This is a genomic window from Consotaella salsifontis (assembly GCF_900167365.1).
Lineage (GTDB): Bacteria > Pseudomonadota > Alphaproteobacteria > Rhizobiales > Rhizobiaceae > Consotaella > Consotaella salsifontis.
This window is the reverse complement of record NZ_FUXL01000010.1, coordinates 52,334-74,605: the sequence shown is the minus strand read 5'-3', so window position 1 is coordinate 74,605 and position 22,272 is coordinate 52,334. Positions and strand designations below refer to the sequence as shown.

Sequence of the window (22,272 nt, the reverse complement as noted above, 5' to 3'; positions counted from 1 at the left end):
GGAGCCCCTTACACCCCTGTAAAACCACGAAATACCCTCTCAAACCGTTCGTAGTTTCGGGCGGGGATGGCGCATAAGCTGGGAATGCGCTGGCCGTTCACCCGATCTGCACCGCTTGAGACAAGAGACGAGGACCTATCCGACGAGTATGGTGTTCTCGCCGCTTTGTGGTCTGGCGCCTCGGCGGGCACCGTGGCCATCTCCGGCGCAGAGGCGCTGCGCATTCCCGCCGTCGCCAACGCGGTCCGCGTCATCTCCGAAGCCGCCGCGACCCTCGACCTTCGGGTGATGGAGATCGGCGCCGATGGCGTCGAGACGGAAGACCGGACGCACCCTATCGGCGTCATGCTGCGCGGCGACGTGAATGGCTGGACGTCCGGCTTCGACCTTATCCGCGACCTGACGGCGGATGCCCTCACCCGCGATTGGGGCGGGCTCGCCTATGTAAACCGCATACGCGGCGAGATGCGCGAGATCGTGCGCTATCAGCCCGCCGCGATCAGTGTCACTTATGATCCCTGGACCGGCGAGCCGACCTATAGGATTGAGGGGCAGATCATCCCCTCGGCGAATGTCCTGCATGTGCGCGGGCCTTTCGACCGCTCGCCGCTCTCGCTCGCCGCCGAGGCTATCGGCGTTGCTCGCGAGATGGAGCGCCACGCCGGCAACCTGTTCAAGCGTGGCGCCAAGCCCGGCGGCCTGCTCAAGACCTCGAAAAGCGTCGGCGACAAAGGCGTCAAGCGGATGATCGCCGCATGGCGCGCCGCCCATGAGGGCAGCGACAACGCCGGCAAGACGGCGATCCTCTACGACGGCGCCGAGTGGCAGCAACTGGCGCTGACCAGCGTCGACTCGCAGTTCCTCGAGCTGCGCAAGTTCCAGGTGATCGAAATCGCCCGCGCGTTCCGGGTGCCGCCCTCGATGCTCTACGAGCTGGACAGGGCGACGTGGTCGAACTCCGAGCAGATGGGACGAGAGTTTTTGACTTTCACACTGGAGCCGTGGCTTCGCGCTCTGGAAACGGCCCTCGGTCGGGCCCTGTTCTCCCGCGAGGAGCGCGCCCGCTACCGCTTCAGCTTCGATCGCGACGACCTGACCCGCGCCGACATGATTGGTCGCTCACAAGCGATCTCGTCGCTCATCGCGTCTCGCGTGATTAACCCGAATGAGGGCCGCAACTGGCTTGGCCTCGGCCCGCGCGATGGTGGCGAGGAGTACGCCAACCCCAACACCGGCAGCAACCAGCCCGGCGCCGCCGCACCGCAGGAGCCCAAGGCCAATGACGCTTGACGATATCCTTCACAACGTCGCCGATCAGGACAAGGGCCGCGAGTTCCAGCTTGTCGACCCTGTCACGGGCGCTCCGACCGGCATCAAGCTTTGGATCGTCGGACCCGATTCGGACACGGCCAACCGGGCGCGGATCGGCCTCTATGACGAGCTGGCCGAGATGGCGGACGCCGACGGCAAGGTCAGCGCCGAGAACCGCGAGAAGGCGCGTCTCAACTGCCTCGCCCGCCATGTGCTCCGCTGGGAAATCGTCGAGGACGGCCAGCCCGTGCCGTTCACGACCGCGAACCTCCTTCGGCTTCTCAAGGTGCAGTGGTGCCAGGCGCAAGTCGACGCCTTCGCCTCCGACCGCGTCGCCCATCGGGGGAATGTCTGATGGACCATCGCGACCTTGAGTTTCGATTTGCGGTCAGCGAGGCCGGCGAGTTCGAAGGATACGCCGTGCTGTGGGGCCAGAAGAACTTTCATGGCGAGGTCTATCTTCCCGGCACCTTCAAGCGCTCGCTGGCCGAACACCGCGCCAACGGCACCTTCCCGGCGATGCATTGGGCGCACCGCTCCGACCGCGTTCCGGGCGTCTGGACTGACATCGCGGAAGACGCCAAGGGCCTTCATGTCCGTGGCAAGCTCCTCCTCGACACGACGGACGGCAAGGACGTTGCCGCGATCATCCGCGAGCGCGCCGCCACCGGGCTTTCCATCGGCTTCCGCGCCGCCAAGAGCATGATGCAGCGCGGCGTTCGCATCATCCGCGACCTGGACCTCGCTGAAATCTCGGTGGTGTCCAACCCCTCCGCCAACCTCGCCCGCATCTCCTCCTATCGCCACGGCCGCCCGATCGAGGGCACGGTGGCCTTCGTCGACGCCTGCCGCAAGGCCCGTTGCGCCCTCGTCATGAAAGGACATTGAGCATGGATCGAGAGTTCATCCTCGAAACCCGAGAAGCGTCGGAAGACGATCCGCTCGCCGAAGCGACGGCCGTCGTCGAGGAGCTGCGCACCGGCTTCACTGAGTATCGCGCCGACGCCGAGGCGACGCTTGCCGAAATGCGCCAGCAGATCGCCGACCTCGAAACCCGCATGGCACGGCCACGCGGCCAGGGCACACCGAGCAATGACGAGGTGCCGCTTGAGCGCCGCGCCTTCACGAACTTCCTGCGCGGTGGCCGCGAGGCCATGGAAGCAGAGGAAGTCCGCGCCCTGATCGTCGGCGACGACACCAAGGGCGGCTATCTCGCGCCTGCCGAATTCGTGGCCGAGGTGATCAAGGGCATCGTCGAGGTTTCCCCGATCCGGCAGGCCGTGCGCGTCGGCTCGACCTCTTCCGGCTCTGTCATCCTGCCGAAGCTCACCAGCCGCCCGACCGCCCATTGGGTCGGAGAGGACGAGGAGCGCCAGGAGACGACGCAGACCTATGGTCAGATCGAAATCCCGGTGCATGAGGCCGCCTGCTTCATCGACGTGTCGCAGCGGCTCCTCGAGGACAGCGCCATCAACGTCGAAAGCGAGGTGGCGACGGAACTCTCGACCGAGTTCGGCCGCCTGGAGAGCAGCGCCTTCGTCAATGGCGATGGCGTCAAAAAGCCGCTCGGCATCATGAATGCCGTCGTGCCGCAGTACCTCAACGGCCACGCCACGACACTGAGTGCCGACGCGCTGGTCAAGCTCATGTACGACCTGCCGGCGCTCTACCGGAACACCGGTTCGTGGCTGATGAACGGCACGTCGCTCGGCATCGTGCGGACACTGAAGGACGCCAACGGCAACTATCTCTGGCAACCGTCCATCCAGGCCGGACAGCCCTCGACGCTCCTCGGCCGCCCGGTGATCGAAGATCCCGAGATGCCGGATATCGAGGCGAACGCCTTTCCGATCCTCTACGGCGATTTTGCCCGCGCGTACCGGATCTATGATCGCGTCCAGCTCTCCATCCTTCGCGATCCCTACACCGTGGCCACGAAGGGCCTGGTTCGCTTCCACGCGCGTCGTCGCGTCGGCGGCGGCCCGGTACTCACCGAGAGCCTTCGGAAGCTCAAGATGGCCACCGCCTAAGGAGAGACGCCCATGCGCGACATCGTCCACAACATCAAGGCCGTGGTGGCCGCCGCGTCGGCGACCCGCTCGGCCTCCTTCACCGGCGATCCCGTCGACCTTCTCGGCTTCGACAGCGTCGCCCTCGTCGTCAACACCGGCGCCGTCACGGGTGCCGGCGACATGACGGTGAAGCTTCAGGAGAGCGACACCACGACCGCCGACGACTTCACCGACGTCGATCCCGACCACCTCCAGGGCGACGGCCTCGCCGATCCGCTGGAGGCGAACTCGACGACCAAGATCGGCTATCGCGGCTTCAAGCGGTATCTGCGGGCCGTGCTCACCTTGAACAGCGGCACCAGCGTTTCGACCGGCGCCCTGTTCATCCTCGGAAACGCCCACGACCGCCCGGTGGCCTGACATGCCGTCTCGCGCTCCCCGTGCCTGTGGCCTTTGTGGTGGCGTCCATGCCCACGGCGAGCGCTGCCCGAAGGCCGAGGCACGGCACAAGGAGCGCAAGGCGCTGTCGGACAAGAAGCGGCCGAGCGCCAAGGCCCGTGGCTACACGGCCGAATGGGCGCGCGAGAGCAAGCGTTTCCTCGCTGTCTTCTCCTCCTGTCGCCGGTGCGGCGCGCCGGCGACCCTCGTTGACCACATCAAGCCGCACAAGGGCGACAAGGCCCTCTTTTGGGACCGCCGCAACTGGCAACCCTTGTGCACCTCCTGTCACTCCGGCGCGAAGCAGAGCCAAGAGCGCCTTTCCTCAAAGGGAGCCTGACCCATGGCTAACCTTCTGTTTGCCACCGCCGGCAGCAAGCTTGAGATCGGTGGCCCGCTCGCCTTCGAAGGCACCGACTTCGTTAAGGCTGACTTCGACACCGCAATGGCCAGCGCCGTCGTCATCGGCGGAACGACGAACTTGGGCAGTGCTGGCGACACCTCCAGCCTGATCACATCTGACCAGATCGCGGTAAGCCGCACCCGCAAGGCCAAGGGCACGCGCAACGCCGGCTCGATGGAGATCCTCTGCGACCTCGATTACAGCGACCCCGGCCAGCTCGCCCTGATCGCGGCCGAGAAGACGCCGCACTCATATGCCTTCCGGCTCACATTCAACGATGCTCCTGCGGGCGGCACGCCCTCGCAGCGCCTGTTCGTCGCCCTCGTCATGAGCGTGAGCGAGCAGCTCAACGAGGCGAACAACACGGTGAAGCTCGCCACGACGCTGGAGATCGATTCGAACATCGTCAGGGTCGCGGCGGCCGAGGCGTGACAGGTCCGGGGGTGGTCATGAACTTTTGGCCACCCCAAGGGACCGGCGCGGGTAGCACGACGCGAAACCAAGCGGTTTCCGCTCCTGTTTTCTGAAAGGCGACAATGGCGCTCACCGTCAACGATTTGAAGACGCACTGCAACGTCACCGGCGATGATGACGACGCGGTTCTGACGCCTTCTCGGGGCTGCTGTGGCCTATGTGGAGGCGCAGATCGGCTTTGCCCTGGGCGATGCCGTCGAGTTTCCTGACGGCACGCCGGCAGACGTGGAGCAGGCCGTGCTCATGGTGGCGGCGCACTTCTACGAGAACCGCGAGGCCACCCTCGTCGGCGTCAGCGCGCAGGAGATGCCGATCGGCGCTCTCGACATCATCCGCGAGCACCGGAGGTATAGTTTTGGCTGACGATGGCGGGCTCTCCAAGCTTCAGAAGCGCTTTGCGGCGATCCCTGAGGACGTGCGGCAGGCCGGCGCACGATCGGCATTGAAGCAGGCCGAGGCGATGGCGGCGACCATGCGTCGGCTCGCGCCGGAGGACAGCGGCGACCTGAGGGACAGCATCACAGTCACGCCCGGCGGGCAGTCGACGCCGCGCTATTCGCAACCGGGCGGCTCCTCTGTCGTGCCTGAGAACGCGGCGGCCGTGACGGTCGGCAACAGCGACGTGCGCTATCCGCACCTCGTCGAGTACGGCACCGCGAAGGCGCCGGCACAGCCCTATTTCTGGCCGGCGGTTCGGCTCCACAACAAGAAGGCAAAGGCCGCGATCAAGAGCGCGATCCGCCGCGCCGTGAAGAAGCGGGGCACGTCATGAGCGACTATCAGATCTTTTTGCTTGTTTTCTCCGGCTTCCTGATCGGCTGGGCGTTGCGAGGGATGGCGAAATGAGCGCAGCCCTTGCCGTCCAGAAGGCCATCCGCGCTCGGCTGGTGACGTCCATCGAAATTTCGATGCACGTCCCGGCCGCAAATATCCTCGACAGGAACAGCCGCCCGGCACCGGACCCGAGCATCATCATCGGCGAAGACCAGGAGGTCGAAGAGGGCGACATCGCCCGGCGCGTGGTGCGCGTCTACAGCACGTTGCACGTCTGGAAAAAAGAGCCCGGCCTCGTCGGCGTGAAGACCATCGCCGGGGCGATCCGGGCGGCGGTACGTCTCGGCAATTTTGCGGAGACGTCTGGCTTCCACTTCGGCGACTGCCGCGTTTCGTCGACCCGCTTCCTCCGCGATCCTGACGGAGAAACCGCCCACGCCGTGGTGACGATCGAAACCCTTGTCAGCGAGGTCGACTGATGCGCGCCGGCAAGCTCGACAGGATCATCACGATAGACGCCTACACCGCCGGCGAGCCCGACGAATACGGCAATTCCGTTCCCGGCTGGAACGGTTTCGCGACCCTCCGGGCGCAACTCGTCAGCATGTCCACCGACGAATATCTCCGGGCTTATGGCGAAATTTCCGAGAGCGTCATCGTCTTCCGTACGCGGTTCCTCGACGGCGTCACCACGACGCACCGCGTCGGTTATGAGGGCCGGCATTTCAACATCAAGGAGGTGAAGGAAATCGGCCGCCGCAAGGGCCTGGAGCTGCGCTGCGAAGAGGTGCGGAGCTGATGGCGCGCGGACGGAAGGCAGAGTTGAAGGCGGTCGACGGCGGCCTTGCTGGCGTGCCTCATGCGCCGGAGACGATACCCGCCGCGCTCCGCGGCGAGTGGAACGCGATCGCGGCCGACATGGTCGCGCGGAAGATCTTGACCACGCCCGCGCTCGGCCTCCTCGAAACCTACCTGATCGCGCGTTGGACCGTGCAGGAGGCACAGAAGGCGATTGCGGCCGATGGCGTGCTGGTGAAGGGCGCACACGGCGCCCCAAAGCCAAACCCCGCTTCCGGGCTCCTGTCGAAGGCGCTGGAGAGCGTTGCGCGCCTTGGGGCGGAGCTCGGCATCACGCCGGCCGCACGATCGAAGGGACAATTCCAGGCCAAGGGAGGGCAAGCCGATGAAGGCGCGCCGGCCGACTTGGATCTTTGACGACAGCGAAATCGAAGACCCGTTCGGACATGGAGAGCGGGCCGTCGACTTCCTGAAGCGTCTCCATCACCCGAAGAGCGAATCGGGCAAGTTCGAACTGCCCTCGTTCTGGGAGCGGATCGTTCGGCGCATCTATGGGCCGTGCTTCCCTGATGGCCGCCGGCAGGTGCAAACGGTCTTCGCCCTTCTCCCGCGCGGCGCCCGCAAGACCACGCTCGGCGCGGGCCTCGCTCTGCTCCATACCGTCGGCTATGAGCGCCGGCCGAACGGCCAGGCCATGGTCGCGGCCTCGGCCGAGGAAGACGCCCGGATTGCCTATGACGAAGCCGTCGGTATCGTGAAGGAAACGCCGTGGCTCGACGGCAGGATGAAGCTGAACGAGTCGACCTTCGCTCTGGCGCATCCAAAGTCCGGCGCATGGTTCCGTGCGCTCGCATCAACCGGCAAAGGCAAGCTCGGCAAGACACCGAATTTCGTCCTCGCTGACGAACTGATTGCGTGGGAGGGCGCCAACGCCCGGAAGATGTGGCAGGCGCTGCGCACGGGCCTCAGCAAGGCCAGGGGCTCGCTTCTGGTGATCATCACTCAGGCCGGGCGCGGACAGGAGAACCTTGCGTTCGATTTGCTCGGCTATGCCCGGAAGGTGCAGTCTGGCGAGATCGAGAACCCCGCCTTTCTGCCGATCCTGTTCGAAACCGATCCCGACGAGGAATCGAAATGGTCGGGCGACGGTGTCGAGGAGTTCGACGGCTGGGAGGATGAACGGCTCTGGCACTTCGTCAATCCGGGTCTCTCTCTCGGCTATCCCGATATCGACGGTTTGCGGGACTATGCTCGCGAGGCGCGCGAACGCCCCGCCGATCGTGACGCCTTCCGGCAGTTCCACCTCAACACCTGGAGCGACGCCAGCGCATCGCCCTTCGTCGAGATGGCGATCTATGACGAGGGAGCCGGCGAGGTCGATCTCGACGACAAGGAGGCTTCGCAGGAGTCGTGCTGGCTGGGCGTCGACCTGTCCAGCAACACCGACCTGACCGCCATCGTCGCGGCCTGGGGCAACCCTGAAGACGGCTATGACGTCTGGCCGTGGTTCTTCTGCCCGGCCGACAATCTCCAGCGCCGCGCCGATCGCGACGACGTTCCTTATCCGCTATGGGCCGAGCAAGGGCTGATCATCCCGACCGAAGGGAACATCGTCGATTTTCGGGCCGTCGAGGATCATATTCGCGAGCTTTGCGCCCGCTTTAACGTCGCCGAGATCGCCTTCGATCCGCACCTCGCAAGGGTGATGATGGCAAGCCTCGCAGAGGACGGCTTTCCCGCCGTCGAGATGCGTCAGGGCTGGGTGACGATGGCGCCGGCGATCAAGGAAGTTGAGCGCGCGATCATCGGCAGGAAGTTCCGGCACGGCGGCCACCCGATCCTTCGGTGGCACTTCGAAAACATCGCCGTCGAGAAGGACAAGGCCGGCAACGTCTCCTTTCACAAGGGCAAGAGCAAGGACCGCATTGACGGCGCCGTGGCGACAGCCATGGCCGTTGGCCGGGCGATGGCGGGCGATTCCAACCGATCCAGCTACGACGACGCAGACGACGACGTCGAGAGCTGGGCATGGGCATGAGGTGAAGAATGTCCGCTGTCACTGACGACGAACGGCTGATCGTCCTCGTCGAGGCGAGGATCAGGGACCTCGAGCGCAACATGGCGAGGGCCAGCGCCACCACCGGGCGCGAGTTCGGCCAAATGCGCCGTCACAGCCGAATGGCGACGACGGCCATGGAAGCAGACATGATCCGCTCGACGACACGGATCAACATGGCGCTCGCCTCCGTCTCAACCCGGATTGGAGCGGTCAGCACAGCGGCCAGCGCCCGGTTCGCGGCCATGGGCAGGAGTGCAACCGCACTCAGCGGCGCTCTCGGCATGGGCGGGCTTGCAACGATCGCGGGCGGCGCGGCTCTGACCAAGTTCGCGGGCGACTATCGCGACATTCAGAACGCGCTGAAGGTCGCCGGCCTTGAAGGCGAGAAGCTGACCGAGGTCTATGACAGACTGAGGGACTCCGCGCAGAAGAACGCCGCGCCGCTCTCTGCCCTCGTCGAGCTCTATGGCCGCGCCAGCCAGGTTCAAAACGAGCTCGGCGTCTCTTCCGAAGAACTCCTGTCCTTCACCGACCACGTCGCTCTGGCGCTCCGCGTGTCGGGCAAGAGCGCATCGGAGGCGAGCGGCGCGCTTCTTCAGCTATCGCAAGCCCTCGGCTCCGGCACTGTCCATGCCGAGGAGTTCAACTCAATCCTTGAGAACGCACTTCCCGTCGCGCAGGCGGCGGCGGCCGGACTGGAGGAGGCCGGCGGATCGGTGGCCAAACTCCGGGCGCTGATCAACGACGGCAAGGTGTCCAGCCAGGCATTCTTCCGCGCCTTCGAGGCGGGATCGGGTATACTGGAGGAGAAAGTTGCCGGGGCCGAGAAGACCGTCTCTCAGGGCTTCATTCGGCTGCAAAACGTGCTGATCGACACCACCGGCAAGCTTGACGACACGGTCGGGATTTCCGACGACGTGGTGGGCGCGCTGAACTCCATCGCAAGCGCTGTCGAGAACGCCGGCAGCTTCTTCGACCGCTTCGGCGGCGACATCAAGGGCGCGATCGACTGGCTCGATCAGCTTGAGACGAAGGCATACGACGCGGCCGAGGCTCTCGGCATTGCTGCCGGGCGCGCCATCAAGGGGGCATCTCCTGACGGGATGGTGAAGGATGCCTTCAACCGAACGGAAGGCTCCGGCAGCGGAGATGCCGCCAACGATGCCGCGATTTCCGATTGGCTCAACGGCAGGGGCAAGGGCGGCGGGCTCGTCATCGACATCACCGAAGGCACTCGGCCGAAGCCGGTCAGCCTGGACGACTATCCCGTCACCGGTGGCAGTGCCAAGGGCGGCAAGAAGGGGCGGGCCAAGGTCGACAGCTATCAACGCGAAATCGACCAGATCAAGGAGCGCACGGCCGCCATTCAAGCCGAAACGGCCGCGCAGGCCGGGCTTGATCCGCTGATCGATGATTATGGCTATGCCGTCGAGAAGGCCCGCGCGAAGCAGGAGCTTTTGAACGCCGCACAAGAGGCCGGCATCGCGATCACGCCCGAGGTGACGGCCAATATCGAGAAGCTCGCCGATGCCTATGCCAGCGCCTCAGCTTCCGCCGATAAGCTGGCGGAAAGCCAGGACCGGGCGCGCCAGTCGGCGAAGGAAATGGCGGGCGTTGGCCAGGAGGCAGTCAAGGGCTTCATCTCCGACCTGCGCGGCGGCGCCAGTGCTGGCGATGCCTTGAGCAACGCCTTGAACAGGATCGCCGATAAGCTGATCGACATGGCCGTCAATAAGCTGATGGAGAATGCCCTCGGCGGCCTCGGCGGGGCAGGCGCGGCCGATCCATGGGCCGGACTCCGTGGCACTGGCGGCGGGGGCCTTGGCGGACTCGGCGGATTAATCGGCGGCGTCCTCTCGCTTCTCGGCCTCGCTGAAGGCGGTCAGGTGGACGGGCCTGGAACGGCCACCTCCGACAGCATCCCCGCCATGCTCTCCGATGGCGAGTTCGTGGTGAACGCCAAGGCGGCGAAGAAGCACGGCTCTCTCCTCGAGGCGATCAACGGCGGCGGGCTGGAACACTTCGCCGCTGGTGGCGCGGTAGGAGGCGCCCGTTCCTATGCGCCCGTGTCGCCGAGGGCTCCAGCCGCCAGCCATGCGCCGCAGATCAACTTCAAACAGGAGGTGGTGAACAGCTATGGCCCTGACGTCTCCGTCCGCAACGAAGAGCAGGACGACGGACAAGGCGGGAAGGTCATGCGGACCTTTGTCGAGAAGATCGTAGACGATCGGACGCTCAAGGGCGGCACGCCGCTACAGCGCAGTCTCAAGCGATCCGGCATCCGCGGGCCGTTGAGGACGGGGTGATTGCGATGAACGTCTGGCCCGCCACCCTTCCGCAGCGTGCCCAAGTCGAAGGCTATCAGGCCGGCCTCGGCGACGGCCGCTTGCGTAGCACGACCGACGCCGGCGGCGCGAAGGTGCGTCGGCGGTTCTCCTACGCGCCGCGCCCGCTCAAGCTGACGATGGAGATGAACGCCGATCAGCTGGCCACCTTTCAGACCTTCGTCGAGGGCTCTCTCGGCGGCGGTGTTCTGCCGTTCCAGATCCCCGCACAGGGCGAGGAAGGCACATGGATCGTGCAGCTCGGCCAGTCCATGCCGCAGTGGTCGCCGATCAGTTGGAACCTTTGGCGCGTCTCGCTCGACCTGTTGGTGCTGTCATGAACGCTCAAGAACGCCTTCAACGCCAGCTCGTCGCCGCTGTCACCAGCGCAAAGCCGCGTGTGCCGGAAGCCGGACGCCTCCTTTGGCGCTGGTTCGGCGAGCTTCACGACGCGCGCGGCTACGGAATGACCGGGCCGAACCCGATCTCCTTCGCCGAGATCGAGGCATGGGCGCGCCTTCGCCGGTTGCCGCTCCAGCCGCATCACGTCGAGATCCTGCGGGCCATGGACGCGGCCTGGATCGAAGCGGCGCAAAAGCGGAGCGCTCCAGGCGCGCCGCCGGCGGCGGCACGCACGACAGACCAGAAGATCAATCCAGCAGCTTTCGACGCGGTGTTCGGGTAATGGGAAAGCGACGCGGAACATACGAGATCGACTTCGGCCGTGGTTGGTCGAGCGGCTATAGAGAGTATCGCTACGGCTCATTGAGACCAGTCACGCTCGCCGGCAAGAAGCCCGATCCGGTCTTCCGGGGCGATCAGCGGGAGCACGCTGTCGAGCGCGCAATGGGTGTTCTGCGCGACTGGAAGCAATCCCCGTTTGAGCACGAGGGGCCGGTCAGGGCCGGCATCCGCTCCGCGCTCTGCCTTCGCGGCCACGGCTGGCACAAAGCCGATAGACAGGCGGAAACGATCGTCAGCGATGCCTTTCAGCTCCTGGGGGTGAAGCGCCCGAAATGGGAGGAAGGCCAGCGCCACTATGTCGAGCCGCGAGAGAACTGCAAATGGTGCTCCGCTCCTATCGAGGATGGCGACCGACTTTCCGGGTTCTGCTGCCTTGAGCATGCGCGCGCAGCACACCAGCATTGGGGCTTCGAGACCCGCACCAACGCAAACCGGGCTTATGCCGAGGTGAGCCGGGCCATCAGCCGGCTCGGCCAGAAACCCCGCGTCTGCGATCAATGCGGCGCGAGATTCCGACCGCAGTGGGAGACATCGCAGCAGCGGTTCTGCTCTCGCGAATGCCTGGCACTATCCCAGCGCGTTCCGACGAGGGTATTCACCTGCGCCGCATGCGGGAAGGGTTTCGAGGTCGACGCGACGACGTCAAGAGGTAGTCGAGGGCGCCGCTTCTGCTCGCCGGAATGCGGCAAGATGGCCCCGAAGCTCCAGCCTACGACGATCCGCGAATGCGTGGTCTGCGGCAGCCGCTTCGCTGCGAAGTCATCCCTCGCGAAATTCTGCGGGAATGCGTGCAGCCTGACCCATGGCCGGCTCAGCAGGGGGAAGATGCCCAAGAGCGCGACGCCGACAGCTTTCGACTACATGCTCGTGCAGCAGGGCGCCAGGATCACAGGAGAGGTGAGGTTGGTGGCTTAGCCTCGCACCCGCGCGCGTGGAGCCACGGACGTGGCAACGGGCAAATTTGCCCGAGGTTGCCTCCCTTATCCTCAGACTGAGGAAAAGCGGTAGGCTCTCGCACGCGCGCGCGAGATCAGTGCCTACCTGAACAGCCTCGCCAGCAGCGACCAAAAGCTGATGCTGGTGCGGCTGTAGACCCGGTTGTAGGCAGCGCGCTTTGGGTTGGTCAGCCAGCCATAGCCGCGCGGCGCCTTGAGCCCGAGACTGTGCCGGACGAATCGCGCCGGAGATGTCCGAGCCGCGAAGCTCTTGCGGATCGATGGGCGTCGGACGCCGAATTTCATCGGGGCTCCTCTCTGATCGTCAGCGGCATGTCGACGTCTAGCTTCACGCCATAGTGGCCTTGCCCACGGCGACCACGATTCCATCCCCCGACAATCAGCGCGTCAACCTTCAGGTGCTCGCCGGAAAGCTTCTGTCGGCTAAGGAGTTGCCGGTAGGCCGCAGCATCGTCGCGCGGTAGATACGCCACCACCAGCCCGTCAATGACTACAGCGACAGCATTCGAATCGTAGGGGTTGGTCGGCTCCTCGACGAGCAACGCCTCGACTTCCATCTCGTGGCCATCATCGGTCTTGCCTCCGCATATGCGGTTCAGTTCGGCCTGATAGTGGCTCTCTCCGACGACATCGAGCTCATAGTCGCCCGATCCCTCTATCGCGTACTGCACTCGCTGCGGCTTCGATCCAAACAGCCAGCCGAGCAGACCCATGGCAGCACCCTTCCATGTCGCATCCCATGTCGCGTGGATTTGCCGAGTGTCGCAGGAAACCCCTGTAAATCAAGGGAACTGGTCTGCAACATGGTGTGACATGAAAGCGGGCAATGGCGGTGACGACCTTGCCCGTAAGAACCTAATTTCACTAAAGGAATTGGTGGTAGCGGAGGAGGGACTCGAACCCCCGACACGCGGATTATGATTCCGCTGCTCTAACCAACTGAGCTACTCCGCCAGCTCTTGAGGCGACCGGGATATAGAAGGTCGCTCGGGCGCCTGTCAAGCCGGCAAGCTGCATCGCAAAGCCGATATCAGCCGGGCCGAGAACGACGGTACCCTCATGCTCTCGCGGCCAGAAGGCCAGGCTATCGGAGGCTTCGTCTCCGACGGCGGGTTCCCCTCCGCTTTGCGCCATTTCACCTACGGGCGCGTGGCCAGGGAGGCCCGGTCCGACTGGCGGCCGAACGGGAAGCCCGCTCGGCCGTATAGCGGCCGGGGTGAGCCGTGACCTGTTCGGGACGCCATTTCACCCGGGGGATCGGCCTTTCACGAAAGTCTCCGAAGCGTTTTGATGCTTCGGAGATTCAGCCCGGTTGCCTGTGCCAAGGCGCAGCCCGACGCGGCGCTACGTAAGGCCGAAGGCGCTCCTCGCTGGCCAAGACGGTAACGCGCGAGGCGGGCTGTCGCTGCTCCGGCCGTCAGTAGACGGTGACGTCGAAGCCGAACCATTTCTCCGACAGCTTCTTGATCGTGCCGTCGTTTTTCGCCTCCTCGATGGCCTTGTCGAACATGGCCTTGAGGTCGTCGTCGCCCTTGCGCAGACCGATGGACGAGCCCTTGCCCAGCATGCCGCCCTGGAAGCGAGGGCCTGCCGCCGTCATCTCCTCGTTGCCGGGCTCCTTCGACGCCGTTCCGACATAGGCCATGGACGCCATGATGGCGTCGACGCGCCCCGAGGCGAGGTCGAGATCATGCTCTTGGGTCTTGCCGTATTCGCGGATCTCGGCGACGTCTGCGAAGTTCTTCTGAAGGAAGCCCTCGGCGATGGACGAGGCCTGGACGCCGATCACCTTGCCCTTGAAGTAGGGCTTGATGGTTTCGATGGCCTTCGCGGTTTCCTCCGGCTTGGAGGCAAGCGGGAAGAGCTCGCCGTTCAGCGGCAGCTTGGCGAGGTCGCTCGACTTGGACACCGCGAAGGTCTGGCCGGTCGAGCCATAGGGCTCGGTGAAGGCGATGACTTCCTCGCGCTTGGCGGTGGCCGACATGCCGGACATGATGGCGTCGAACTTGCCGGCCTGAAGCGCGGGGATGATGCCGTCCCACGACTGGATGACCCAGTTGCACTTGACCTTCATGCGCTCGCACAGATCGGCTGCGAGATCGATCTCGAAGCCTTCCAGCGTGCCGTCCGGCTTGGTGGCGTTCCACGGAGGGAAGGCGCCCTCCGTGCCGATGTTGACCGTGGTCCACTCCTTGGCGAGCGCCGGAGCGGCGAGCATCGCGACAGCGGCGATGGTGAGCCCTGCGAGGCGGGCGAGGGTCTTCATGCGTCATTCCCCCTGTTTCGGTTGTCGCGCCGGATCATTTTGCGCGGGGTTGTGCCGGCGTCTAGCCGGCGATGAACTTCTGGAAGCGCTCGGAGCCGCCGCCCGAGAACAGGTCTTGCGGCGCGCCTTCCGCCTCGATGAGGCCCTGATGCAGGAACACCACGCGGTTGGAGACATCGCGGGCAAAGCCCATCTCGTGGGTGACGACAAGCATGGTGCGACCCTCCTCGGCAAGGCCGCGCATCACTCTCAGCACCTCCCCCACCAGTTCCGGATCGAGCGCCGAGGTCGGCTCGTCGAACAGCATCACCTCGGGCTGCTGGGCGAGAGCCCTGGCGATGGCCGCGCGCTGTTGCTGGCCGCCGGAAAGATGCGCCGGATAGTGGTCGCGCTTGTCGGCGATCCCGACCTTGTCGAGCAGCGCCTCCGCCTCCTCGATGCATTCGCGCTTGTCCCGGCCCTGAACGTGAACCGGCGCCTCGATGACGTTTTCCAGGATGGTCTTGTGGGACCACAGATTGAAGGTCTGGAACACCATGCCGACCTTGGTGCGCACCCGGTCGACCTGACGCCGGTTCGCCGGGCGCGGCCGCCCGCGCCGGTCCGTTTCGAGGGTGATGGTCTCCTCGCCGACGGTGACGGTGCCAGAGGTCGGCACCTCGAGCATGTTGATGCAACGCAGCATGGTGGATTTGCCGGAGCCCGAGGCGCCGAGGATCGAGACGACCTCGCCCTCGCGCGCGTCGAGCGAGATGCCCTTCAGCACCTCCAGCGGGCCGAAATACTTGTGAAGGTCTTCAAGACGAACGGCCACCTTGGCCGATGGCGTGGCGGCGTCTCTCACGCGTGTTCTCCTGCGCTGTCGGCCGGCAGCTCTCTTGCCTCCGGGCGTTCGCGCAAATGCGGCGTCAGCCAGAATTCGAGGGCGAGAATGATGCGTGTCAGCACGAAATTGATGATGAGGTAGATGGCGCCGGCCACCACGAACACCTCGATGACGCGGTAGGTGTCGGAGATCAGCTTGGCGGCGCGGCCGGTGATCTCCATCAGCGTGATGATCGAGGCGAGCGAGGTGGCCTTCACCATCAGGATGAGCTCGGTGCCATAGGCCGGCAGCGCCTGGCGGATGGCCTGCGGCAGCACGATGCGCCGAAACAGCAGGAGACCCGACATGCCGACGGCGCGCGCCGCCTCCACCTGCCCGTGCGGCACGGAGAGAAGGCCGCCGCGCACCACCTCGCTGCCATAGGCGCCGGTGTTGAGGGACAGCGCGATGATGGCGCACCAGAAGGGCTCGCGCAGCACCGGCCAGAAGACGGACTGGCGCACTGCCGGAAACTGGCTGAGGCCGTAATAGATGAGGAAGATCTGGACGAGCAGCGGCGTGCCCCGGAAGGCGAAGACATAGGCGCGCGCGAAATAATCCAGCGGCAGAACACCCGACAGGCGCATCAGCGCCAGCGTGACCGCCAGAACGGCGCCGATGGCGGTCGAGAGAAAGGCGAGCTCCAGCGTCAGCGGTACGCCCGGAAGAAGCGTCAGGAGCGTTTCCTGGAAAAAGGCGAAGCTCATCGGGACCGCCTCACGCCGCGGCTGAAATAGCCTTCCGCCTGGCGAAAGGTGATGCTCGAAAGGCTGGTGATGACGAGATAGAGGATCGCGGCCGCGAAATAGAAGGTGAAGGGCTGGCGCTCGGAGCCGGCGCCGACCTGCGCCTGACGAAGCAATTCGACCACGCCCGTCACCGAGACGAGGGCCGATTCCTTGAGGACGATCTGCCAGATGTTGCCGAGGCCGGGAAGCGCGTAGCGCAGGACGAGCGGCGCGATGATGCGACGAAAGCGCAGGAAGGGATGCATACCCGCCGCGATCGCCGCCTCGATCTCGCCGCGATGGACTGCCCGGAAGGCGCCGCGAAACACCTCGGTGTGCTGAGCGCCGGAAACGATGCCGATGGCTATGGCGCCGGTGGCAAAGCCCGGCAGGCCGATGAAGCCGTCATGGCCGAAGAGGCGGCCGATGGAGGTCAGAACCGTGCTGCCGCCGAAATAGAAGAGATAGATGACCAGAAGGTCGGGAATGCCCCTGAGCACCGTCGTATAGATATCGGCGATCGTGCGCGCGATGCGCCCGCCCGCGATCTTGGCGAAGGCTGCCACGGCGCCGAAGACCGCGCCGATCGCAAAGCCGCAAAGGGCGAGGGCGAGCGTCACGAGCGCGCCCGTCAACATGGCCGGACCCCACCCGCCGGGGCCGAAGCTCATCAGATCGAAGAAGCCCGGTTGCTGCATCTTACTCCGCGCTGTGCGTCACGCCTTCCGGAGGTAGGGCGCCGATCGCGGCGCCCCACTGTTGGTCACTTCGAGATCGACTGGTCGGGGGTCAGATCCAGCTTGCTCCACTTTACGGAGAGTTCGCGGATCGTGCCATCCTGAGCCGCCGCATCGATGGCCTTGTCGAAGAGGGCCTGGAGCTCGGGCTCGCCCTTGCGTATGCCCAGCGCGACGTTGGTGGCCAGCATGGCGCCCTTGAGCAGGGGGCCCGACATCTTCAGCTCGGCATCGCCCTCCTTGGCGAGCATCGACGTCTCATAGACGCCGCTGTCGAAGCCGGCGTCTATGCGCCCGGACTTGATGTCGAGATCACGCTCGCCCGAGTTCTGGTAGCTGCGCACGGTGACCTTGTCGCCGAAATAGGCGTTGATCAGCTGCTCCTGGCTGGTGGAGGCGACGACGCCGACGGTCTTGCCGTCCAGCATGTCGCCGATCTCCTTCATCACCGGGTCCGCCTTGTCCTTGTCGTTGAGGTTCAGCTTCTCTCCCGTCATCGGCAGTTCGGCAGCGTCCTTGGGCATCAGGAAGGAGGCGACGCCGTTGGCATAGGGGGTGGTGAAGTCGATCACCTCCTTGCGCTTGTCGTTGATGCCCATGGTCATGATGACGTCGTACTTGCCCGCCTGGAGACTGGGGATCATGCCGCTCCACGGGCCGGCGATCAGCTCGCACTCGACCTTGGCGCGCTTGCACAGATCGTTGATGAGATCGACGTCGAAGCCGGCCAGCTTGCCCTCGGCATCCAGCGTGTTCCAGGGAGGAAAGGCGCCCTCGATGCCCACCTTGACGTGGGACCAATCCTTGGCCGCCGCCGGGGCAGCGGCCACTGCGAGCGCGCTGGCCGCGACCAGCGCAAGGAGGGAAAGCGTCTTCGTCATTCGAGCCATCTTTCTCTTTTTGGGGAACACGGTCAGTCGTCGTCAGGTGAGCGTGAGGGCCTGCTCGGCCTCGCGCAGCGCATGGATGAGGCGGTTGCGGGCGCGCCTGGCCGAAACAATGTGGAATTTCTCCTCGGGAGCGCCCTTGGCCAGACGCGCGAGTGCGAAGAGATCGGCAAGCGCCGGCCACGCGGGATGGGGCACGGCGCTGTCATGAACGAAGCGGTCGCCAAACGTATAGTCCAGCGGCACCAATGCCCGAGACGCGCGCATGAGCGCGGCGTCGAGGGCCGGAGCCTCGCTCGCCTCGGCATTCGCGGCATAGTCGGCGAAGGCCTCAACGGTTTCGCAGAGCGCGTCGAAGCTCTGCACGACGCCCGAAAGATCCAGCCTGTCGCCCACCGCCGGCTCGATTTCGTCGAGGAGGCGGCCAAGCGCCTCGCACCACGCGCCATAGTCGAGCGGCAGCACGCGGTCGGACAGAAGCCGCCGCAGCACCTCCAGAACGATCCTGGTGTCACGCTGAAGGTTTTCCGGGTCGATGTGCTCGGCAAGATCGTGCGGCGTGTGCCACCACCAGCCGAGCGCGGTCAGCATCTTCACCGGCCCCGGCGGCTGGTGGCTGAGACTGCCGAACATCGAGGGAATGCCGACGCCCCAGAACGATTGATCGGCGGCGCGTCCGTGCCGCCGGCCAGCATGGTGCTGCCCGGTCTCGGCGTCGATGACCTCCGCGGCGAGATGCTTCAACTCGTCGATCACGCCTGAATTGGTCAGGACGATCGCGCCTTCGCCGCCGGTGGAATCGACGTTGACATGCGCCGCGCAGCGCCGGTCCAGCTCGTCGAAATATTCGTCGGCGTACCAGGCGGAGCCCGAATAGCGCCCGTGCGAGTGACCGGACCAGAAGCAGACGCGCAGATTGCGGCGCAGCGTGTCGCGGCTCTCGGCAAGGATCCGCGCAGCTTCCAGCATGGTGGCGTTCGCGCCGCCATTGTCCATGACGCCATAGTGCCAGGTGTCGTGGTGGCCGCAGAAGAGCACGAAGGGCGCGTCCGGTCCGGCGATGTCGAGATCGCAGACGAGGATCGGCGTCTTGCGCCAGCCGGTATCCACCTCGGTCTTGAGATGAGCCGTCACGCGCTCGCCGGCGCGGCAGCGCTCGCGCAGCTTCGCGCCGTCGTCGTTGCGCACCGTGACGATCGCCGTGGTCGGCAAATCGGCGAGGGTATGCTGGGAGGGGCTGCCCCAGACGGGCGACACGCACATCTCGTAGAGATGCTCGTTGGGGCTGATGTGGATTTCGCCGATGGCGCCGGCCCTGGAGGCGCGGTCGGCGACGTCCTCGACGGCGATGCCGTCGATCAGGGCGATCTTGCCGGCGACATCCGCTCTGGCGAAGTCCTCCGCCGTGCCCTCACCGACATAGACGAGATCGGCGGTGATGCCCTCGGCGCCGGTCGCGACGGCCATGGAGTGGGTGATGCAGTCGAGCGGGCGCCCATCCACTACCGTCTCTGTCGCGCCCGGCAGGCTGATATAGGCGTCGTGAAGGATGAGCGTAGTGGTGAAGCCGTAGCTCTCCATCCGCTCCTTGAGATAGGCGAAGCTCTCGAGCTCTTCCGGGGTGCCCGAGAGTTTCACACGCTTGGCGAATTCGGCGATGTGCTCCATCAGGCGAGCGGCATCGACGCGCCCGCCGAGCTTTCCGTCGAGAGGAGAGGGCTCGCTCACGGCCGCTGAGCCTCGCTGACGCTCTCTGGTAACTCGGGCTCGACCCCGTCTGGAATGGGGTTGACGAAGGGGCGGCCGGCGCGACGCTTGGCGAAATCGGCCTTGGCCGCCTCGATTTCCGATGGGTCGGAGAAGAGGGCCGTCGCCGTCGCCGCCATCACCTTGGCCGCATGGGTCATGCCCTTGTGGGCGGCGGGCATCTTGCCCTGCGCGACGAGCTGCCAGGAGTGGCCAGGGGTGCCGATGGCATAGGTCGCGCCGCGCATCTGAACGGTTGGGACGACCCAGCTGACGGTGCCCACATCGGTGGAGCCGACATGGGTTCCATCGCCGGCGCCGAGCGGCGTGATGGCGTCGCAGAGCGGCACGTCGAGACGCGGCTCCATGCCGAAACGGGCATAGGCGGCCTCGATGTCCTCGCGGCTCAGCGTTTTCTGGATGTCCTTGGCGAAGGCGCGGTCGGCCTCGTCGAACGTCGGAGCGCCGAGCTGTTCCAGCTCGCGGTGCATCAGCGCCTCGAGCGGCGTGTTGCCGATGAGATTGCCGTCGCCGCTGACGATCTGGCTCTTGACGGTGGTCTCCGTCATCATCGCCGCGCCCTCGGCGACCTTCTCGACGCGCTTCAGAAGCGCCTGCATCGACGGCAGCTCGCGGTCTCGCACCAGATAACGCACGACGGCGCGGGGCTGGACGACATTTGGCGCGACGCCGCCACTGTCGATCACCGCGTAGTGGATGCGCGCCGTCGACGGCATGTGCTCGCGCATGTAGTTGACGCCGACATTCATCAGCTCCACCGCGTCCAGCGCGCTGCGGCCGAGCTCGGGCGAGGCGGCGGCGTGCGCCGCGCGGCCGGTGAAGGTGAAGAGCGCCTCGTTGCAGGCGAGTGAAATCGGCTTGTTGACGCCGGCGAAAGGCGCGGGATGCCAGGAGATGGCAATATCGACGTCGTCGAACAGCCCCGCGCGCACCATGAAGCCTTTGGCCGAGCCGCCTTCCTCGGCGGGACAGCCGTAATAGCGCACGCGGCCCTTGATGCCGTTCGCGGCGAGCCAGTCCTTCACCGCCGCCGCGGCGAGCATCGAGCCGGCGCCGAGCAGGTTGTGGCCGCAGCCATGGCCCGCGCCGCCCTTTTCGATCGGCCGGTGCTCGGCGACGCCGCTTTCCTGGCTGAGGCCGGGAAGGGCGTCGTATTCGCCCAGAATGGCGATGACCGGGCCTTCCTCGCCCGCTTCGCCCACCAGCGCGGTCGGAATGCCGGCAACGCCGGCGCTGACGCGAAAGCCGGCCTTCTCCAGCATCTCGCGGTGAGCGGCAGCCGAGCGGATTTCGCCGTAGTTCAACTCCGGCGTTTCCCAGACGGCATCGCTGAGATCGCGAAATTGCGGGCTCAGACGATCGACATGCGTCCAGATTTCGGCTTCGTTCGACATGAAGGCGGTCTCCTTCGCCAATGCGCGAACCCTTCGGACGAACGGGCATTGGCCGTGGGCATCAGGGACGCCGACAGAAATTTCTTGCCATTGGCGTCAAAATTGGTGCCAATAATGCACGCTTTGACACCTTGCGCAATGGTTGATCTTGCCCAAAATTCAGGCAGTGCTATGTGATAAAGCGGCAGGAAAGGAGCGAGCATGGACGAGCTCCCGCGAGCGGGATGGCCGAACGAGGAGACCGCGCCGCCGGGCGTCGCGGAGCGGCTTGCGCGGGATATCCAGGCCGGACGGTTTCAGCCGGGGTCATGGTTGAAGCAGATCGAGCTCCAGCGCCGGTATGGCGCCAACCGCTCGGAGATTCGCAAGGCGCTGGAGCATCTCGCCAGCAAGCGCCTGATCCAGTATCTGCCGAACCGCGGCTACTTCGTGCATCGAGAAGACGATGCCGTGGCAGCCGAAATCCGCGACATCCGCATCATGCTGGAGACATCGGCTGCCGAATTCATGGCGCGCAACGCGGCCGAGCATCACGTCGTCGAGCTGGAGACGTTGGCCAAAAGGTTCGCGGCGCTGCTCGATGCCGGGACGATGGTGGAGATCTACGAGGTCAACCTGGCCTTCCACCGCGCCCTTCTGGCGACGACCGGCAACCACAGCCTTGTGGAACTCGTGAGCGAGCTGCGCCTGCGCACGTCACCGGCTCCCGCCTCGCAATGGTCGACGCGGCGCCGAATGGAGCAGTCGGCGCGCGAGCACTTCGAGATCGTCGAGGCCCTTCGCGCCCGCGACGTGGCGAGGCTGCATGTCATCATCGAGCGACATATCAGCCAACCTGAGACGGAGGAGGCTGACAAAGGTCGGTGACGTGACCCCTCGAGCCGGCGTGTCACCCGCCCCGTATCCAATCGGCGACCGAGGCGAAAAGACAGAGGCCGTTCGCCAGAAGGAGGAAGAGCACGGCCAGCGATCCCAGGTCCTTCGCATGGCGCGCCGACTCGCTGTAGTCCGGCGAGACATGGTCGACGATCACTTCCACGGCCGTGTTCAGGGCCTCGACCGCCAGAAGGAGAAGGATGAGCACGCCCTGGGCCAGCCAGACCTCGACCCGTGAGCCAAGAAGCCCGTGGGCAACGAGGACCAGCGCCGCAGCAACGATCTCCTGGCGAAAGGCGGCCTCTCGCCACAGGCGGACCAGCCCTTGCGCGGAGTAGCGCGCCGACGCGGAAAGGTGCTCGACCCCCTCGCACTTCTCGGGAATGTCCCGTTGTCCCGTCATGTCGTCCAAGTCCGGAGGCTCCGCGATTCCCGCATCGTCCGCACGACCTAACACGC

The 22,272-nt window shown here is 65.4% G+C and carries 28 protein-coding genes and 1 tRNA gene; 17 read left to right on the top strand and 12 right to left on the bottom strand.

Annotated elements, in window-relative coordinates; translation table 11 throughout:
* Nucleotides 1–66: 66 nt before the first annotated feature.
* The 16 genes from B5D38_RS14640 to B5D38_RS14565 all read left to right on the top strand — a co-directional run bounded on the left by B5D38_RS14640 (nt 67) and on the right by B5D38_RS14565 (nt 11,278).
* On the top strand, nt 67–1,290 hold the full coding sequence (locus B5D38_RS14640; protein ID WP_245319244.1) for a phage portal protein: 1,224 nt from the start codon (nt 67–69) through the stop codon (nt 1,288–1,290).
* Nucleotides 1,280–1,666 (top strand): hypothetical protein, encoded by a 387-nt coding sequence (locus tag B5D38_RS14635; protein WP_078709180.1) that lies wholly within the window; start codon nt 1,280–1,282, stop codon nt 1,664–1,666. Before B5D38_RS14640 ends, B5D38_RS14635 begins: the two co-directional genes overlap by 11 nt.
* Nucleotides 1,666–2,199 (top strand): HK97 family phage prohead protease, encoded by a 534-nt coding sequence (locus tag B5D38_RS14630; RefSeq protein WP_078709179.1) that lies wholly within the window; start codon nt 1,666–1,668, stop codon nt 2,197–2,199. Before B5D38_RS14635 ends, B5D38_RS14630 begins: the two co-directional genes overlap by 1 nt.
* A gap of 2 nt (nt 2,200–2,201) precedes the next feature.
* On the top strand, nt 2,202–3,341 hold the full coding sequence (locus B5D38_RS14625; RefSeq protein WP_078709178.1) for a phage major capsid protein: 1,140 nt from the start codon (nt 2,202–2,204) through the stop codon (nt 3,339–3,341).
* 12 nt (nt 3,342–3,353) lie between these two features.
* The gene (locus tag B5D38_RS14620) at nt 3,354–3,743 is read left to right on the top strand and encodes a hypothetical protein (RefSeq protein ID WP_078709177.1); all 390 of its coding nucleotides are present in this window, start codon (nt 3,354–3,356) and stop codon (nt 3,741–3,743) included.
* Nucleotide 3,744: 1 nt separating this feature from the next.
* The gene (locus tag B5D38_RS14615; protein ID WP_078709176.1) at nt 3,745–4,101 is read left to right on the top strand and encodes an HNH endonuclease signature motif containing protein; all 357 of its coding nucleotides are present in this window, start codon (nt 3,745–3,747) and stop codon (nt 4,099–4,101) included.
* A gap of 3 nt (nt 4,102–4,104) precedes the next feature.
* Nucleotides 4,105–4,596 carry a hypothetical protein gene (locus B5D38_RS14610; RefSeq protein WP_078709175.1) on the top strand — a complete coding sequence of 164 codons (492 nt, stop codon included), beginning with the start codon at nt 4,105–4,107 and terminating at the stop codon, nt 4,594–4,596.
* A 192-nt stretch (nt 4,597–4,788) separates the two neighbouring features.
* The gene (locus B5D38_RS14605; protein ID WP_078709174.1) at nt 4,789–5,001 is read left to right on the top strand and encodes a head-tail connector protein; all 213 of its coding nucleotides are present in this window, start codon (nt 4,789–4,791) and stop codon (nt 4,999–5,001) included.
* Nucleotides 4,994–5,410, top strand: coding sequence for an HK97-gp10 family putative phage morphogenesis protein (locus tag B5D38_RS14600; RefSeq protein WP_078709173.1), 417 nt, complete (start codon nt 4,994–4,996; stop codon nt 5,408–5,410). Before B5D38_RS14605 ends, B5D38_RS14600 begins: the two co-directional genes overlap by 8 nt.
* Nucleotides 5,411–5,480: 70 nt before the next feature.
* On the top strand, nt 5,481–5,891 hold the full coding sequence (locus tag B5D38_RS14595; RefSeq protein ID WP_078709172.1) for a DUF3168 domain-containing protein: 411 nt from the start codon (nt 5,481–5,483) through the stop codon (nt 5,889–5,891).
* Nucleotides 5,891–6,211, top strand: coding sequence for a phage head closure protein (locus B5D38_RS14590; RefSeq protein WP_078709171.1), 321 nt, complete (start codon nt 5,891–5,893; stop codon nt 6,209–6,211). Before B5D38_RS14595 ends, B5D38_RS14590 begins: the two co-directional genes overlap by 1 nt.
* Entirely contained in the window at nt 6,211–6,627 is a 417-nt protein-coding gene (locus B5D38_RS14585; protein WP_078709170.1) for a phage terminase small subunit P27 family, read from the top strand. The genes B5D38_RS14590 and B5D38_RS14585 overlap by 1 nt, the downstream gene beginning before the upstream one ends.
* On the top strand, nt 6,596–8,248 hold the full coding sequence (locus B5D38_RS14580; protein ID WP_078709169.1) for a terminase large subunit: 1,653 nt from the start codon (nt 6,596–6,598) through the stop codon (nt 8,246–8,248). Before B5D38_RS14585 ends, B5D38_RS14580 begins: the two co-directional genes overlap by 32 nt.
* 8 nt (nt 8,249–8,256) lie before the next feature.
* Nucleotides 8,257–10,575 (top strand): tape measure protein, encoded by a 2,319-nt coding sequence (locus tag B5D38_RS14575; RefSeq protein WP_078709168.1) that lies wholly within the window; start codon nt 8,257–8,259, stop codon nt 10,573–10,575.
* A 5-nt stretch (nt 10,576–10,580) separates the two neighbouring features.
* On the top strand, nt 10,581–10,934 hold the full coding sequence (locus tag B5D38_RS14570; protein WP_078709167.1) for a hypothetical protein: 354 nt from the start codon (nt 10,581–10,583) through the stop codon (nt 10,932–10,934).
* The gene (locus B5D38_RS14565; protein ID WP_078709166.1) at nt 10,931–11,278 is read left to right on the top strand and encodes a phage tail assembly chaperone; all 348 of its coding nucleotides are present in this window, start codon (nt 10,931–10,933) and stop codon (nt 11,276–11,278) included. Before B5D38_RS14570 ends, B5D38_RS14565 begins: the two co-directional genes overlap by 4 nt.
* A 77-nt stretch (nt 11,279–11,355) precedes the next feature.
* On the opposite strand, the gene B5D38_RS22405 is transcribed toward B5D38_RS14565, so the two are convergent.
* The 11 genes from B5D38_RS22405 to B5D38_RS14510 all read right to left on the bottom strand — a co-directional run bounded on the left by B5D38_RS22405 (nt 11,356) and on the right by B5D38_RS14510 (nt 20,937).
* A complete protein-coding gene (locus tag B5D38_RS22405) occupies nt 11,356–11,835 on the bottom strand; it encodes a hypothetical protein (protein WP_207552961.1) in 480 nt (159 codons plus the stop codon).
* Between the two features lie 539 nt (nt 11,836–12,374).
* On the bottom strand, nt 12,375–12,578 hold the full coding sequence (locus B5D38_RS14555) for a hypothetical protein (protein ID WP_078709164.1): 204 nt from the start codon (nt 12,576–12,578) through the stop codon (nt 12,375–12,377).
* Nucleotides 12,575–13,006: an HIRAN domain-containing protein gene (locus tag B5D38_RS14550; RefSeq protein WP_078709163.1), complete on the bottom strand. Its 432-nt coding sequence runs from the start codon at nt 13,004–13,006 to the stop codon at nt 12,575–12,577. Before B5D38_RS14550 ends, B5D38_RS14555 begins: the two co-directional genes overlap by 4 nt.
* A gap of 164 nt (nt 13,007–13,170) precedes the next feature.
* Nucleotides 13,171–13,247 (bottom strand) — tRNA-Met (locus B5D38_RS14545).
* A gap of 463 nt (nt 13,248–13,710) precedes the next feature.
* Nucleotides 13,711–14,559 carry a transporter substrate-binding domain-containing protein gene (locus B5D38_RS14540; RefSeq protein WP_078709162.1) on the bottom strand — a complete coding sequence of 283 codons (849 nt, stop codon included), beginning with the start codon at nt 14,557–14,559 and terminating at the stop codon, nt 13,711–13,713.
* A gap of 61 nt (nt 14,560–14,620) precedes the next feature.
* Complete coding sequence (locus B5D38_RS14535; protein ID WP_078709161.1) at nt 14,621–15,403, bottom strand: ABC transporter ATP-binding protein; 783 nt, start codon at nt 15,401–15,403, stop codon at nt 14,621–14,623.
* Nucleotides 15,400–16,131, bottom strand: coding sequence for an ABC transporter permease (locus tag B5D38_RS14530; protein WP_078709160.1), 732 nt, complete (start codon nt 16,129–16,131; stop codon nt 15,400–15,402). The genes B5D38_RS14535 and B5D38_RS14530 overlap by 4 nt, the downstream gene beginning before the upstream one ends.
* Nucleotides 16,128–16,850, bottom strand: coding sequence for an ABC transporter permease (locus tag B5D38_RS14525; RefSeq protein ID WP_078709159.1), 723 nt, complete (start codon nt 16,848–16,850; stop codon nt 16,128–16,130). Before B5D38_RS14525 ends, B5D38_RS14530 begins: the two co-directional genes overlap by 4 nt.
* Nucleotides 16,851–16,915: 65 nt before the next feature.
* Nucleotides 16,916–17,770, bottom strand: a complete 855-nt coding sequence (locus tag B5D38_RS14520; protein ID WP_078709158.1) for a transporter substrate-binding domain-containing protein — start codon at nt 17,768–17,770, stop codon at nt 16,916–16,918.
* Nucleotides 17,771–17,812: 42 nt separating this feature from the next.
* Nucleotides 17,813–19,504: a M28 family peptidase gene (locus B5D38_RS14515; protein ID WP_245319242.1), complete on the bottom strand. Its 1,692-nt coding sequence runs from the start codon at nt 19,502–19,504 to the stop codon at nt 17,813–17,815.
* On the bottom strand, nt 19,501–20,937 hold the full coding sequence (locus B5D38_RS14510; RefSeq protein ID WP_078709273.1) for a M20 family metallopeptidase: 1,437 nt from the start codon (nt 20,935–20,937) through the stop codon (nt 19,501–19,503). Before B5D38_RS14510 ends, B5D38_RS14515 begins: the two co-directional genes overlap by 4 nt.
* 201 nt (nt 20,938–21,138) lie before the next feature.
* Here B5D38_RS14510 and B5D38_RS14505 point away from each other — a divergent pair, with 201 nt between their 5' ends.
* On the top strand, nt 21,139–21,804 hold the full coding sequence (locus B5D38_RS14505) for a GntR family transcriptional regulator (protein WP_078709157.1): 666 nt from the start codon (nt 21,139–21,141) through the stop codon (nt 21,802–21,804).
* 22 nt (nt 21,805–21,826) lie between these two features.
* Here the strand turns inward: B5D38_RS14505 and B5D38_RS14500 are convergent, their stop codons facing one another.
* Entirely contained in the window at nt 21,827–22,216 is a 390-nt protein-coding gene (locus B5D38_RS14500; protein ID WP_078709272.1) for a diacylglycerol kinase, read from the bottom strand.
* Between the last annotated feature and the right edge of the window lie 56 nt (nt 22,217–22,272).

Coding starts and splice junctions, on each gene's coding strand:
- B5D38_RS14640 (WP_245319244.1), top strand. CDS start 67: ATGGCGCATAAGCTGGGAATGCGCTGGCCGTTCACCCGATCTGCACCG.
- B5D38_RS14635 (WP_078709180.1), top strand. CDS start 1,280: ATGACGCTTGACGATATCCTTCACAACGTCGCCGATCAGGACAAGGGC.
- B5D38_RS14630 (WP_078709179.1), top strand. CDS start 1,666: ATGGACCATCGCGACCTTGAGTTTCGATTTGCGGTCAGCGAGGCCGGC.
- B5D38_RS14625 (WP_078709178.1), top strand. CDS start 2,202: ATGGATCGAGAGTTCATCCTCGAAACCCGAGAAGCGTCGGAAGACGAT.
- B5D38_RS14620 (WP_078709177.1), top strand. CDS start 3,354: ATGCGCGACATCGTCCACAACATCAAGGCCGTGGTGGCCGCCGCGTCG.
- B5D38_RS14615 (WP_078709176.1), top strand. CDS start 3,745: ATGCCGTCTCGCGCTCCCCGTGCCTGTGGCCTTTGTGGTGGCGTCCAT.
- B5D38_RS14610 (WP_078709175.1), top strand. CDS start 4,105: ATGGCTAACCTTCTGTTTGCCACCGCCGGCAGCAAGCTTGAGATCGGT.
- B5D38_RS14595 (WP_078709172.1), top strand. CDS start 5,481: ATGAGCGCAGCCCTTGCCGTCCAGAAGGCCATCCGCGCTCGGCTGGTG.
- B5D38_RS14590 (WP_078709171.1), top strand. CDS start 5,891: ATGCGCGCCGGCAAGCTCGACAGGATCATCACGATAGACGCCTACACC.
- B5D38_RS14585 (WP_078709170.1), top strand. CDS start 6,211: ATGGCGCGCGGACGGAAGGCAGAGTTGAAGGCGGTCGACGGCGGCCTT.
- B5D38_RS14580 (WP_078709169.1), top strand. CDS start 6,596: ATGAAGGCGCGCCGGCCGACTTGGATCTTTGACGACAGCGAAATCGAA.
- B5D38_RS14575 (WP_078709168.1), top strand. CDS start 8,257: ATGTCCGCTGTCACTGACGACGAACGGCTGATCGTCCTCGTCGAGGCG.
- B5D38_RS14570 (WP_078709167.1), top strand. CDS start 10,581: ATGAACGTCTGGCCCGCCACCCTTCCGCAGCGTGCCCAAGTCGAAGGC.
- B5D38_RS14565 (WP_078709166.1), top strand. CDS start 10,931: ATGAACGCTCAAGAACGCCTTCAACGCCAGCTCGTCGCCGCTGTCACC.
- B5D38_RS14555 (WP_078709164.1), bottom strand. CDS start 12,578: ATGAAATTCGGCGTCCGACGCCCATCGATCCGCAAGAGCTTCGCGGCT.
- B5D38_RS14550 (WP_078709163.1), bottom strand. CDS start 13,006: ATGGGTCTGCTCGGCTGGCTGTTTGGATCGAAGCCGCAGCGAGTGCAG.
- B5D38_RS14540 (WP_078709162.1), bottom strand. CDS start 14,559: ATGAAGACCCTCGCCCGCCTCGCAGGGCTCACCATCGCCGCTGTCGCG.
- B5D38_RS14530 (WP_078709160.1), bottom strand. CDS start 16,131: ATGAGCTTCGCCTTTTTCCAGGAAACGCTCCTGACGCTTCTTCCGGGC.
- B5D38_RS14525 (WP_078709159.1), bottom strand. CDS start 16,850: ATGCAGCAACCGGGCTTCTTCGATCTGATGAGCTTCGGCCCCGGCGGG.
- B5D38_RS14520 (WP_078709158.1), bottom strand. CDS start 17,770: ATGACGAAGACGCTTTCCCTCCTTGCGCTGGTCGCGGCCAGCGCGCTC.
- B5D38_RS14510 (WP_078709273.1), bottom strand. CDS start 20,937: ATGTCGAACGAAGCCGAAATCTGGACGCATGTCGATCGTCTGAGCCCG.
- B5D38_RS14505 (WP_078709157.1), top strand. CDS start 21,139: ATGGACGAGCTCCCGCGAGCGGGATGGCCGAACGAGGAGACCGCGCCG.
- B5D38_RS14500 (WP_078709272.1), bottom strand. CDS start 22,216: ATGACGGGACAACGGGACATTCCCGAGAAGTGCGAGGGGGTCGAGCAC.